Here is a 12,621-nt window from a genome sequence, read left to right as displayed (position 1 = left end):
GGAATATAAGGGAGTGCAGTATGCGGAAGTGGTTAGTTGCTTGGTTAGTTGGAAGAGAAGATAAGAGGGATACTGAGTATCTGAAGCAAATGTCGGATGCTGTTAGTAGACGATTGCTACATATCGTAGTCTTATTATTTATTGTAGTTGTTCTATCGCAAATGCTGCTGCAGAACGACTCGATTAGACATTGGGTGACTGGAGTTGACCGTATGGAAGGGAAAGCTTACAAGTAATCGACAGATTGCTGGAAGCTCTTTCTTGCATTTATAAAGGCTGCCGTTTTTGCATCTATGTCTATAGTGTGGTATAATTTTCACGATCGCAGGCAGAGCCTGCTTTTTTCTTGAGAGGTTTGCGTCGCATCTATTGAGCATTCGGCCAGCCGTCTCTATATAAGGGGGTTGACTGGTAGTGATGCTGCAAGACGGTGACAGCGACCGGATTAACATTGCGATTGACGGGCCTGCAGGTGCAGGTAAAAGTACAGTTGCACGCAAAGTTGCCGAACAGCTAGGTTATGTGTATATCGACACAGGCGCGATGTATCGGGCTGTAACACTTAGCGCCGGAAGAGCAGGGATTAAGCCGCAGGATGAGCTTGAGCTTGCCGCACATGCAAGGAAGCTTGATATCAAGCTTAAGCCGGGAGACCGGGGACAAATGGTATTCCTGAACGGAGAAGATGTAACAGATCTAATACGTTCAAGAGAAGTGACGCTATCCGTATCACAGGTTGCTGCCAATGAGACAGTTAGGGACGTGCTTGGAACGATGCAGCGCGGGCTAGCTGAACGAAAAGGCGTTGTGATGGACGGACGCGATATCGGTTCGCATGTACTGCCGAATGCGGAGTTGAAAGTTTTTCTAACCGCAACCGTACAAGAGCGAGCGCTTCGCCGCTTCAACGAAATTTCGGATACGCAATCTGTCACACTAGAGCAGCTCGCAAGAGAAATTGCTGAGCGGGATCGGTTGGATGAACAGCGCGAGCTGTCGCCGCTTGTCTGCGCGAAGGACGCAATCGTTCTAGACAGCACGACCCTGTCGATAGACGAGGTTGTAGCGACAATTGTCAAATTAAGCCGAACCAAATTGGCGGAGGCGAAGTAAACTATGTTATATCGCATTTGCAGATTTCTTCTCCGCGTCATCTACAACGTATTGTTCCGGCTGGAAGCAAAGGGCCTCGAGAACATACCGTCCGAAGGACCGGTAATCTTGTGCTCGAACCATATTAGTCTTCTAGATCCGCCGACGGTTGGCATAAAGGTGAAGCGTAAAGTTCATTATATGGCGAAGCAGGAGCTGTTCAATATTCCGGTTTTTGGTCCGCTAATCCGGGCTGTCGGTGCTTTTCCTGTGAAACGTGGCGGTGTCAGCAAAGAAGCTATTCGTTCGGCCATCACTCTTCTTAAAGAAGGCGAAGTGATGGGGATTTTCCCAGAAGGAACTCGTAACAACGAGGAAGGCTCAGCAGCTAAGAAGGGTGCAGCAATGATCGCCATTCGCAGTGGAGCGACTGTGGTTCCAGTAGCCATCATAGGTCGATACAAGCCATTCCGCAAAATGAAAATTATGTACGGCACACCGGTTGATCTTACAGCACTCATACAAGAATCTTCACCGGATATGCTGGAGCGTGTAACAGACGCTATTATGTCTCGCATTCGTGAGATGACGAAAGAAAATAAGTAATAAATGTTTTAAATGCTGCTTACCGTTATAGACGCAAGCGGATTTAAATAAAGTTGGGGTATGAATTGAGGAGGTTATTTCAATGTCAGAAGAAATTAATGTTCAGGACTCCGTAGCACAGGAGAATCAAGAGGCTATGGATAATTTTGTGTCAGTGAAAAAAGGTGACACAGTTACAGGCACGATCGTCAAAATCGAAGATAACCAAGTATATGTAAGCCTTGGATATAAATATGACGGTGTTATTCCTCTTCGCGAGCTATCTGCGATTCAGCTTGAGAATGCTGCAGATGCTGCTCAAATCGGTCAAGAGATCGAATTGAAAGTGGTTAGCATCGATGATGAGAAAGAAAAGCTTGTTCTTTCGAAACGTCTAATCGTTGGCGAGAAATCTTGGGATGTTCTTCAAGAGAAATTCGAGAGCGGAGAAATCTTCGAAGTTGTCGTTGCTGACGTTGTTAAAGGCGGCCTAGTCGTTGATGTTGGCGTTCGTGGATTTATTCCTGCATCGATGGTTGAGCGTCATTTTGTTGAAGATTTCAGCGATTACAAAGGTCGCACACTTCGCGTTAAAGTGAAAGAAATCGACCGTGAGAACAACAAAGTCATTCTTTCCCAAAAAGAAGTTCTGGATGCTGAATTCGAGCAAAGCAAACAAAAAGTTATCGCTGCTCTTGAGCCAGGACAACAGCTGGAAGGTACTGTACAACGTCTGACTCCATTCGGCGCATTCGTCGATATCGGTGGAATTGATGGCCTCGTACACGTATCTGAGCTTTCATGGCAGCACGTTGCACATCCGAAGGATGTCGTTGCTGAAGGCCAAGCGGTTACTGTTAAAGTACTTAAAGTTGATCCAGCAGCAGGTAAAATCAGCCTGAGCTTGAAAGCTGCTCAACCAGGTCCTTGGGAATCTGCTGCGGGTGAGTTCAATATTGGCGATATCGTAACAGGTACAGTACGTCGTATCGTTACATTCGGCGCATTCGTTGAAATTGCTCCAGGCGTTGAAGGCCTTGTACACATTTCACAAATCGCACACCGCCACATCGCAACACCTTACGATGTATTGAAAGAAGGCCAAGAAGTTCAAGCGAAAGTGCTTGATTTCAACGCTGCTGAGAAACGCGTAAGCCTGAGCATCAAAGAAACAGAAGAAGCTCCTGAGCAAACACAAGAGCAAGCTCCAAGACCAGGCAGACAACAACGTGAGCGTTCGCCTAAGCAAGAAGATCTTGGCAACAACCCGAACGTTAGCCTTAACAGCTCAAGCATGAGCTACTCACTGGCTGAGCGGTTCGGCGACAAGCTGAGCAAATTGAAATAATACGATTCGATTCGAATCGGTACGATATGAATAACTTAAGAGGCTATTCCTGATTTGTAACATCAGGAATAGCCTCTTTTATTTGGAGCATAATAGGTCGACAAGAGGTGATTATGCTGTGAATCCAGGATTTCTAACTTTATGGATAATAACGATGCTGCTCATATTGATTACAACAGGCTGGGGGGATTATGTGTGGCTGAATATAGATAAAAGGAAGCTGGCTATAGTTAGCTTTTGCTGCCTGCTGCTTCAGCCGCTGCAGTGGTCTTTCACAATTCGCATGGTTGAAATTGAGCTTCATGCCAGCGTTATCGTTGCGATAATTGCCGCATTGTTCGCAATGAGAGGGCGTATCTTATGGGACGCTGGCTTTTATTTGCTGCTATGCGGAGCACTAACAGGAATGATATGGGGAAGCATTCAAAAAATGTACAGTGCCGACCCTGTCTTCTACTGGATTGACCCTGTCTGGGATGCCCCGATTCTAGGAGGCTTGCTTGCCGCTGCTTTCTCAGCCAAGGTTCCTAATCAATTCGCTGTCCTGCTGCTCTCTGCCTCTGCCGCGGAATTGGTCCATGCGGCCTTGCTGAGCGGCAGATATATCGGGGAGGTCGGCTCTCTTTCTTGGTGGGATGGCTTATGGATAGCGTTCGCCAGCGCGAGATTGGCAAGTATGATGTTCCAGGGTCTTCGGACAATCGCCGTCAGGATTGTTTCAATCGCATGGAGAAATAAAGGAGGGAGCTCCCCGGAATGAACACCTATTTAGTTGAACATAAGCACCTGCTAGGCGTTCTAATGGGGATTGTATTCGGCATCGTGTCACGTCTGCTCATGCTGAAGACGGACTATAGACAATATCCGACATACCCTCATGGTCGAATAATCCACATTTCGCTAGGCGTGATTGCAGCTGCGCTCGGGGCGGTCGCTGTTCCGGCATTATTCAACAAAGACTACACAGCAATTACTTTTTTGTCGCTTGCTGCACAGCAATTCCGTGATGTAAGGAAGATGGAACGGGAAACATTAACAAAAATCGACAGTATGGAGCTTGTTGGACGAGGTTCGACCTATATAGAGGGTATTGCGATGGTATTCGAAGGTCGTAATTATTTAGTTATAATGACGGCTCTCCTTACCAGCTTGTTTGCGATATTATTTAATGTATTCGTCGGAGTCTTGGGTGGCGTGCTCTCGCTATTGCTTGTACGTCACCTTCGTTCCGGCAAGTCTGTGTCCCATATCGCAACCGCAGAATCAGCTAGTGTACGGGTAGACGGACCTGATTTGTTCGTCGATGACATTTATATTATGAATGTGGGTTTGAAGGCGAATCAATCCATTATACAGGAAAGGGGGATGGGATTTATTCTTCATCCTCGTAATGCCAATGCGAAGGTGACATTAAGCAATCTGGGCCAGCGTCAAGCGATATTGTTCGACCTGTCGACGATTATGGGTGTTTATCGAGATGACGGTGAGCCAGCTCTAATTCCTATGGCGAAGCTGGATATGAAGGATGGACGACTAGCTGTATTTTTACTGCCTCAGGAGACAGACGTTCAGAAAGCGCTTAAAGTAATCGAGGGAGTTCCGATTCTCGAATCAGCGGTGCGTATGCCAAGCGAGGCATCGGTCAACAAGAAGGAGGCTCCTGATCATGGCTAATATTGTTGCTGTCGTATCTATTCATCAGCATGAGGTTGCCGGAGGAGCACCGATTTTTATTGCAGGCAATGAAGCTGAACTTCAGCAAACTTCCTTTCTGTTAGAGAAAATATTGGATGCAAGTGCACATGACCTGAAAAACGGTACAATCATCCTCGTTAACCACCATTAAGATGAAAAGTTAGCCAAGTTCGCTGTTTTTTGCTATGATGGTTAGCGTGAGTATTTTTGAAGGAGTGAAAAATTAACTATGGCAAGACCCGTTATCGCCATTGTCGGGCGTCCGAATGTGGGTAAATCCACAATATTTAACCGGGTGGTCGGCGACAGGCTCGCGATTGTTGAAGATAAACCGGGAGTAACCCGGGACAGGCTATATAGCCCTGGAGAATGGAATGGAACACCATTTAGTATCGTCGATACAGGCGGTATTGAAATTGATGGTGAAGATGAGATTATGAAATCCGTGCGTATGCAAGCAGAACTGGCTATCGAAGAGGCGGATGTCATTATTTTTATGGTAGACGCCAAAACCGGCTTGACGCATGCGGATGACGAGGTTGCACAGATGCTGTTCCGCTCTCGTAAGCCTGTCGTTCTAGCTGTAAATAAAGTAGATAATCTTAATCGTATGGACGAGGTCTATGAGTTCTATGGACTGGGCTTCGGGCAACCGATCGCTATCTCTGGTTCACATGGCCTTGGTATCGGTGATCTTCTAGACGCAGCTGTCGAGAAGCTGCCTCCTATTGAAGAAGACAACTACGATGAGGACGTTATTCGTGTAGCTCTAATTGGACGTCCGAATGTAGGGAAATCTTCGCTCGTCAATGCCCTCCTTGGTGAGGAACGCGTTATTGTAAGTGACGTGGCTGGAACGACGAGAGATGCGATTGATACACCGTTCGAGAAGGATGGACAGCGTTATGTCCTTATCGATACAGCAGGTATGAGAAAGCGCGGCAAGGTGTACGAATCAACAGAGAAATACAGTGTCATGAGAGCGCTGAAGGCGATTGAACGTGCGGATGTCGTGCTTGTTCTCATTAATGGCGAGGAAGGCATTATTGAGCAAGACAAGCATATTGCCGGATACGCGCATGAAGCTGGGAAGGCGTCTATTTTTGTCGTGAACAAGTGGGATGTTGTTGAAAAAGACGATAAAACAATGAAGGAATTTACGCAGAAAATCCGTGATCATTTCTTGTTCATGTCTTATGCACCGATTACCTATCTATCAGCCTTGACTAAGAGCCGTCTGCATAAGCTGCTTCCGATCGTCAATCATGTATCTGAACAGCATGCTATGCGTATTCAAACGCATCTGCTGAATGATGTCGTTGCTGATGCAGTGGCGTATAATCCGCCTCCTACAGATAAAGGCAAACGATTGCGTATTAACTATGTGACGCAAGTGGCTACTAAGCCGCCATCCATTGTGATCTTCGTTAACGATCCAGAGATGATGCATTTCTCTTATGAGCGTTACTTGGAAAATAAAATTCGTGCAGCTTTTGACTTTGAAGGAACGCCTGTCCGGTTATTTACTAGACGGAAGTCCGATGAAGATTAGGGGAGAAGAAGCTTGTTGTATGCCGCTATCGCAGTAATTGTCAGTTATTTGTTAGGCTCTGTTTCTTTTAGTATCGTCATAGCCAAATGGGTGAAAGGCATAGATATCAGGCAGCATGGGAGCGGTAACGCTGGCGCTACGAATACGATAAGGGTTCTCGGCAAGGGGCCGGGACTTCTCGTATTCTTTCTCGATATAGCCAAGGGTATTGCTGCTGTACTAATCGGTCGCTGGCTCGGTATGGCAGAGGATGATTGGACAGCAGCTATTTGCGGGCTTGCAGCTATAATCGGACATAACTGGCCGATCTGGTTCCGCTTCAAGGGCGGGAAAGGCATAGCGACAACTGTAGGCGTCATTGCTACGCTTGCCTTTTTGCCAGCTTTATATGCAGGTCTCGTTGCTATTCTAGCTATCGTAATTACGCGCTATGTTTCTTTGGGCTCACTATTATTCGCTGCTCTAACACCGATATTCATTGCACTAATCCATTATTCATTTCCTTTATTGACGATCAGTCTACTATTGTGCGTATTTGCTTTTGTGAGACATCGTTCGAACATTGTCAAGCTGATACAAGGAACAGAGAATAAACTTGGTGCAAAGAAAGGAATGTGAGCGGCGCATGACAGATGTGAAGTCCGTGCAGAAGCGCTATGCGGCGGTATTAGTTGCAGGCAGTTGGGGTACAGCTCTAGCATCCGTATTAGCTAATAACGGTTATGAAGTGTCGCTGTGGACCCGCAGTAGCGAGCAAGCTGAGCGTATTAATCGGGATCGGGAGAACGCCAAGTATCTGCCTGGTATCGGGCTGCCAGCAACACTTCAGGCAACGACTGATCTTAAGGAAGCGCTGACGGGGGCAGAGCTGGCTCTATTCGTCGCTCCGTCCTCAGCAATGAGAGAGGTTGCGAGGCAGGCTGCGCCGTACTTGTCAGAGGATACGTTATGTATTCATGCAACCAAAGGCTTCGAAGCCGATACGCTTAAGCGGATGACTACCGTTCTATCGGAGGAGCTGAATCGTTCGGCAGAAGAGATCGTCGTTCTATCTGGCCCAAGCCATGCAGAAGAGGTTATTCGCAAGCAGCCTACAACAGTTGTTGTAGCTTCAGTTGATCTGAAGGCAGCGGAGCGTGCGCAGGATGCCTTCATGAGCCATTACTTCCGCGTCTATACGAATCCTGATGTCGTTGGGGTAGAGGTTGCTGGGGCCATTAAGAATATTATTGCTCTCGGTGCCGGCTTGTCTGATGGACTTGGATTCGGTGATAATGCGAAGGCTGCTCTCCTAACGAGAGGGCTCGCAGAGATCAGCCGTCTAGGAACTGCGATGGGGGCGAATCCGTTAACCTTCGCAGGCCTTGCAGGAGTAGGTGATCTGGTCGTTACCTGTACGAGTCAGCACAGCCGTAATTGGCGAGCGGGTTCGATGCTGGCCGATGGCACCCCGCTTGAAGAGGTGCTGAGTGCAATGGGAATGGTTGTAGAAGGCGTTCGAACGACTCGAGCTGCTTACAATCTAGCCAAGGAATATGACGTAGAAATGCCGATTACGATGGAGCTATATGAGGTGTTATTCGCGAGCCGCTCGCCAAGAATGGCTGTTGAGAACCTGATGGGCCGGTTAAAAACACACGAAATCGAGCAGCTGGAGTAATACTGGCGCCTACACCAATCAAATGTCCCCCTCATATGATGTTTTAAGCGAAGGGTTATGCATTTTGCTAAAGGCAGACATGTCAGGAGGGGTGAAGCATGGGTAAAGATCTTTCCAAAGATGTGCTTGGCGCCATTAATAAAAAAACAGGCAAGAACATTACCGAGAATTCGGTCAAGAAGCTGGCCAGTGGTGTTACTAACTCTACAATGCAGAGTGAAGCTGAGCTGCGCAAGCTAATTAAGCAGGTATCAGATATGGCTAAGGTGCCTGTAGCAGAATCGACAGTCAACGATATTGTTAAGGCTGTTAAGGCAAGTGGAATGAACATGAGCAATATGGAAACTTTAATGAAAATGATGATGAAAAAATAATGTTCGGGGCAAAAGCGAAAGGCGCTGCTGAAGCGTAGCGAATCAGCAAAGGCGCCTTATCGGCTTTTGTCCTTTTTTGCATGTGATGGTATAATAAGTATTGCTATTTATTACGTATGTTGACTAGGAGAAGATTTGTTCATGGATTCAATGACGAAGATGTGGGTGTCTTTAATTGGAATTGGGCTGATGGCGATAGCGGCAGTTATTATAACGTTCGCTAGGCTCAAAACCAAAGGCGTGTTGAAATTTATTTTATCTTTTTTCGCGTTCGTTGTTCTAGTAATTGGTTTTATTTGTGGAGTACTGTCTATTATTTAGATAACATCATGCATACATAAGCAACCTGAAAGGAATCTTCTATCGTATGATTGAACTGAAGGGAAGAACGAAATCAGCTGTTGTAGAAGGAGAAGTGGGGGTATCACTGCTCCGACTCGCGCTTAACCATCGTATCGACTGGGCTTCCTCCTGTACCCGTGGGACTTGTGCCAGATGCCGATGCTTGATTACAGAGGGTGGGGATGGCCTGGAAGGAATAACAGATGCAGAATGGGACCGCATGGACCCTGAGGAATTCGAGGAAGGTTACCGCCTTGCTTGCCAAGCTATCGTGAAGAGCAAGGATACGGTGATTAAAGCGATCAATAAGCCTTATTTCTAGTTGATCAATACTGCGGAATGCAAGCAGCATTATCGGATGCAGGCTCTGTCGTTTACGCTTAGAAGGAAGTGCAGGTAATGAACGTAAGAGGACGAATCGAGAATGCCCTGTCTGTCATTAGTACTGCTGCTGCGGGATCTGATGCAGAATGGGTGATCGGCGGAAGCGCGGGCTTAATGCTTCGCGGCTTATCGCTTGCTAGCGAACCTAGAGATTTGGATATATACAGCGATGACGCCGATGTCGAACGTCTTTATGGGATATTGCAGCCTTACGCAGTAGATAAGCCTCAGCTCAATGAAAGCGGGATATACCGTTCTATATTATGTCATTTTCAGATTGAAGGTATAGCGGTTGAGCTTGTTGGTGGATTTGTTGTTCGAGCTCATGGCTGCCGTTATGAGACAGAGGTCAGATCGGTGCTGCTGCCTCATTCCGAGCGCATTCCGTTGCACGGCGGCGGCTACGTTCCTGTCGTCCCTCTGGCTCATGAGCTGTGGTTCAACGTGCTGAGAGACCGGATAGACCGTTCGCAGCTCATCATAGACGCTTATAGCCGTCATATCGATCGTCACAGCGCTGCAATGGCAGAGCTGGAAGGGCGCAACCAGTTCTCGGATGAAGCGAAGGATCATGTGCACCGCTGGATTGCTGAGCGGCATGCGGGTGTGTTGTTATGAGTGCTGAGGTTACCTTCTGGCCTTCGGGGAAGAAGATTAAGGTGAGACCCGGAATGACACTGCTTGATGCTGCTCGTCATGCGAAGATCCCGATCCAAACGAGATGCGGAGGGAAAGCAGCTTGCTTTATGTGCAAGGTTGAAATAAAGCCTGGCAGTGATCTGATGCCCATCGCAGATATGGAGGAGCGCAAGCTGTCGGGTCTTGAGGAACAGAACATTCGTCTATCCTGTCAAGCGAGGGTAAGGGGTCATGCTGAGGTGATAGTACCGCTTGATCCGCTCCGTGCAGCAGTACAGCGCCAGCTCGCTAGACAAGCAGAGCAGGACGATGAATTGTGGTAAAGTGAAGAATCGTTCATTAACGAAAACATTGAATTTGTTCGCTGCTTAGGGGGATTTCAAGCTAATGGTCATGAAACGTAATTCTATTCAAGGCAAAGGCATGCTGCCACTTATTGTGATAGCTGCTATTGTCATGCTGAGCGGTTGTATGTATCCGAAAGATCAGTTGAAGCAGAATCAAGGTGCGCCCAAAGAAGCGGTCCGTAATGTGCAGGCCGCAATAGAGGAGTATCAGACCGATACGGGGATGCTGCCGATGAAGAACAGTACATCAGACACTCCGCTGTATGAGAAGTTCATTGTTGATTTTGTCCAGCTGCAAGGAAAAGGTTACTTAGGTGATATCCCTTCTGCAGCGTTCGAGAAGGGCGGCAATTATTATTTTCTCATCATTAACGAAGAGACAGAGCCAACAGTTAAGCTTATGAACTTAGTAAGCTATCAGCAGATTAACGATCTAGCGAGCAAAGTTCAAGCTTACGCCAATAGTCATAATGGTGAATGGCCGAAGGCTGAAGAGGTCTATCCGGGCTATTATTACATTGACTATAATAAGCTGAACCAGAAGGCTCCTGCTATTCGTAGTGAATATTCAGGTCAGACGCTAGCAGCTCTTGTCGATGAGCAGGGCAGAGTATACACCGACTATGGTCTAGATATTATGCAGGCTGTACAGAAGCAAGGGACCACTGAATTCGAGGAGGATCTTGATCTGAGAACGCTGCTAGTCGATTCAGATGTGTATGTGCCGGTCAAAGCTCCTGTCTATCATTGGATTAATGAGCAACCGCAAGCGGTTGCTCATTAATAATAATAATGGCAGTGTGTATTTCAAATCCTCTTTAACGACCTCATGGTCTCGTTGAAGGGGATTTTTTTGGCATACAATGCCGGTTTTATTCATATAACTCAATCTTGGAAGGGCAAGAACGTGACCCGATAGTAGAAAAAAAGATTTCACGAAAGGAATCGTCATAATCGGTAAGCCAGGACATATGCTATTACTAGTCCAAAAAGCTGTACGAGTTGCGTCGCTGGCCTGCCCTCTTGTCCGGTGGAAGGCGGCGAACCGGAAAATCAATTGGGAGGGGATATTCAGTGGAGAAAGTGGACATTTTTAAGGACATTGCCGAGCGAACTGGCGGGGATATTTACCTCGGGGTAGTAGGGGCAGTCCGTACGGGCAAATCAACGTTTATCAAACGGTTTATGGAGACGGTTGTGCTTCCTAGCATTACAAGCGAAGCGGATCGGGTAAGAGCCGTTGACGAACTTCCTCAAAGCGCCGCAGGTAGAACGATTATGACAACTGAACCGAAGTTTGTTCCGAATCAAGCGGTACAGCTTAAGGTTAGTGAAGGACTTGAGGTAAATGTCCGACTTGTGGATTGCGTAGGCTACGCAGTAGAAGGCGCCAAAGGATATGAGGATGAGAATGGCCCTCGTATGATTACGACTCCTTGGTTCGATGAGCCGATTCCGTTCCAGGAAGCTGCAGAAATCGGAACGAGGAAGGTTATTCAGGAGCATTCTACGCTTGGCGTCGTCGTTACGACGGACGGTTCCATTGCCGAAATTCCGCGCAGCTCCTATGTGGAAGCGGAAGAGCGGGTTATTAGTGAACTGAAGGAAGTCGGCAAGCCATTCGTACTCATTATTAACTCAACGCGCCCTCGCAGTGAAGAAGCCCTTCAACTACGCGGAGAGCTTCAAGCTAAATACGATATACCGGTTATTACCCTGAGTGTTGCTACAATGGGAGAGGAGGAAGTTATCTCTGTCCTTCGTGAAGTGCTCTATGAGTTCCCGGTTCATGAAGTGAATGTGAATCTTCCTAGCTGGGTTATGGTGCTCAATGAACAGCACTGGCTGCGCAGCAACTATGAGAACTCGGTAAGAGATACCGTTAAGGATATCCGCCGATTAAGAGATGTTGATCGTGTCGTCTCTCAATTCATGGACTATGACTTCATTGCGAGAGCTGGCCTAAGCGGAATGAATATGGGCCAAGGTGTTGCTGAGATTGATCTCTACGCACCTGATGAGCTGTATGACCGCATTCTCATGGAGGTTGTTGGCGTTGAGATTCGAGGCAAGGACCATCTGCTTCAGCTCATGCAGGAATTCTCCCATGCGAAGCGGGAATACGACCGATTTGCAGAGGCGCTCGAAATGGTCAAAGCTACCGGATACGGCATAGCAGCTCCAACTCTTGCTGAGATGGCGCTGGATGAGCCGGAGCTCATCCGTCAAGGCTCGAGATTCGGCGTCAGACTGAAAGCTACAGCTCCATCAATCCATATGATCCGGGTAGATGTGGAATCTGAATTCGCGCCAATCATTGGCTCGGAGAAGCAGACAGAGGAGCTGGTCAGATACCTCATGCAGGACTTCGAGGCTGATCCGATCAAGATCTGGGAGTCCGACATATTCGGGCGTTCCCTGCACTCCTTAGTGCGTGAAGGCATTCAAGGCAAAATCGCAATGATGCCGGATAACGCTCGCTACAAGCTGCAAGAAACGCTTGGCCGAATTATTAATGAAGGCTCCGGCGGTTTAATCGCAATTATTCTGTAGTATTCATGACTGCAGTAGACCTATAGGCTGTAAACGATAAAGTGGCGGTG

The 12,621-nt window shown here is 47.4% G+C and carries 17 protein-coding genes; all 17 read left to right on the top strand.

What is annotated here, in order from left to right; all coding sequences use genetic code 11:
• Positions 1 to 20: 20 nt before the first annotated feature.
• The 17 genes from AC6ESP_RS05875 to spoIVA all read left to right on the top strand — a co-directional run bounded on the left by AC6ESP_RS05875 (position 21) and on the right by spoIVA (position 12,571).
• Positions 21 to 236 (top strand): hypothetical protein, encoded by a 216-nt coding sequence (locus AC6ESP_RS05875; protein WP_497095755.1) that lies wholly within the window; start codon positions 21 to 23, stop codon positions 234 to 236.
• Between the two features lie 181 nt (positions 237 to 417).
• Positions 418 to 1,113, top strand: coding sequence for a (d)CMP kinase (gene cmk, locus AC6ESP_RS05870; protein WP_497095882.1), 696 nt, complete (start codon positions 418 to 420; stop codon positions 1,111 to 1,113).
• A 3-nt stretch (positions 1,114 to 1,116) separates the two neighbouring features.
• Complete coding sequence (locus tag AC6ESP_RS05865; protein WP_497095754.1) at positions 1,117 to 1,698, top strand: lysophospholipid acyltransferase family protein; 582 nt, start codon at positions 1,117 to 1,119, stop codon at positions 1,696 to 1,698.
• 82 nt (positions 1,699 to 1,780) lie between these two features.
• Positions 1,781 to 3,025, top strand: coding sequence for a 30S ribosomal protein S1 (gene rpsA, locus AC6ESP_RS05860; protein WP_497095753.1), 1,245 nt, complete (start codon positions 1,781 to 1,783; stop codon positions 3,023 to 3,025).
• A 118-nt stretch (positions 3,026 to 3,143) separates the two neighbouring features.
• The gene (locus AC6ESP_RS05855; RefSeq protein WP_497095752.1) at positions 3,144 to 3,785 is read left to right on the top strand and encodes a YphA family membrane protein; all 642 of its coding nucleotides are present in this window, start codon (positions 3,144 to 3,146) and stop codon (positions 3,783 to 3,785) included.
• Complete coding sequence (locus AC6ESP_RS05850) at positions 3,782 to 4,699, top strand: YIEGIA family protein (protein WP_497095751.1); 918 nt, start codon at positions 3,782 to 3,784, stop codon at positions 4,697 to 4,699. Before AC6ESP_RS05855 ends, AC6ESP_RS05850 begins: the two co-directional genes overlap by 4 nt.
• Entirely contained in the window at positions 4,692 to 4,871 is a 180-nt protein-coding gene (locus AC6ESP_RS05845; RefSeq protein ID WP_497095750.1) for a capping complex subunit for YIEGIA, read from the top strand. Before AC6ESP_RS05850 ends, AC6ESP_RS05845 begins: the two co-directional genes overlap by 8 nt.
• A gap of 78 nt (positions 4,872 to 4,949) precedes the next feature.
• On the top strand, positions 4,950 to 6,272 hold the full coding sequence (der, locus tag AC6ESP_RS05840) for a ribosome biogenesis GTPase Der (protein WP_497095749.1): 1,323 nt from the start codon (positions 4,950 to 4,952) through the stop codon (positions 6,270 to 6,272).
• A 12-nt stretch (positions 6,273 to 6,284) separates the two neighbouring features.
• On the top strand, positions 6,285 to 6,890 hold the full coding sequence (gene plsY, locus AC6ESP_RS05835) for a glycerol-3-phosphate 1-O-acyltransferase PlsY (protein WP_497095748.1): 606 nt from the start codon (positions 6,285 to 6,287) through the stop codon (positions 6,888 to 6,890).
• A 7-nt stretch (positions 6,891 to 6,897) separates the two neighbouring features.
• The gene (locus tag AC6ESP_RS05830; protein ID WP_497095881.1) at positions 6,898 to 7,932 is read left to right on the top strand and encodes an NAD(P)H-dependent glycerol-3-phosphate dehydrogenase; all 1,035 of its coding nucleotides are present in this window, start codon (positions 6,898 to 6,900) and stop codon (positions 7,930 to 7,932) included.
• A gap of 98 nt (positions 7,933 to 8,030) precedes the next feature.
• Positions 8,031 to 8,306, top strand: a complete 276-nt coding sequence (locus AC6ESP_RS05825; protein ID WP_497095747.1) for a stage VI sporulation protein F — start codon at positions 8,031 to 8,033, stop codon at positions 8,304 to 8,306.
• Positions 8,307 to 8,447: 141 nt separating this feature from the next.
• Complete coding sequence (locus AC6ESP_RS05820; RefSeq protein ID WP_497095746.1) at positions 8,448 to 8,627, top strand: DUF2768 family protein; 180 nt, start codon at positions 8,448 to 8,450, stop codon at positions 8,625 to 8,627.
• Between the two features lie 46 nt (positions 8,628 to 8,673).
• Complete coding sequence (locus tag AC6ESP_RS05815) at positions 8,674 to 8,970, top strand: 2Fe-2S iron-sulfur cluster-binding protein (RefSeq protein WP_497095745.1); 297 nt, start codon at positions 8,674 to 8,676, stop codon at positions 8,968 to 8,970.
• Between the two features lie 77 nt (positions 8,971 to 9,047).
• Complete coding sequence (locus AC6ESP_RS05810) at positions 9,048 to 9,650, top strand: nucleotidyltransferase family protein (RefSeq protein WP_497095744.1); 603 nt, start codon at positions 9,048 to 9,050, stop codon at positions 9,648 to 9,650.
• Complete coding sequence (locus tag AC6ESP_RS05805; protein WP_497095743.1) at positions 9,647 to 9,994, top strand: 2Fe-2S iron-sulfur cluster-binding protein; 348 nt, start codon at positions 9,647 to 9,649, stop codon at positions 9,992 to 9,994. Before AC6ESP_RS05810 ends, AC6ESP_RS05805 begins: the two co-directional genes overlap by 4 nt.
• A 64-nt stretch (positions 9,995 to 10,058) precedes the next feature.
• Positions 10,059 to 10,802 (top strand): YphF family lipoprotein, encoded by a 744-nt coding sequence (locus tag AC6ESP_RS05800; RefSeq protein WP_497095742.1) that lies wholly within the window; start codon positions 10,059 to 10,061, stop codon positions 10,800 to 10,802.
• A 290-nt stretch (positions 10,803 to 11,092) separates the two neighbouring features.
• Complete coding sequence (gene spoIVA, locus AC6ESP_RS05795) at positions 11,093 to 12,571, top strand: stage IV sporulation protein A (RefSeq protein WP_497095741.1); 1,479 nt, start codon at positions 11,093 to 11,095, stop codon at positions 12,569 to 12,571.
• Positions 12,572 to 12,621 lie beyond the last annotated feature (50 nt).

It is taken from the genome of Paenibacillus xinjiangensis, assembly GCF_059686975.1.
The sequence above is the reverse complement of the archived record's forward strand: the minus strand, read 5'-3'. Positions and strand labels throughout refer to the sequence as shown.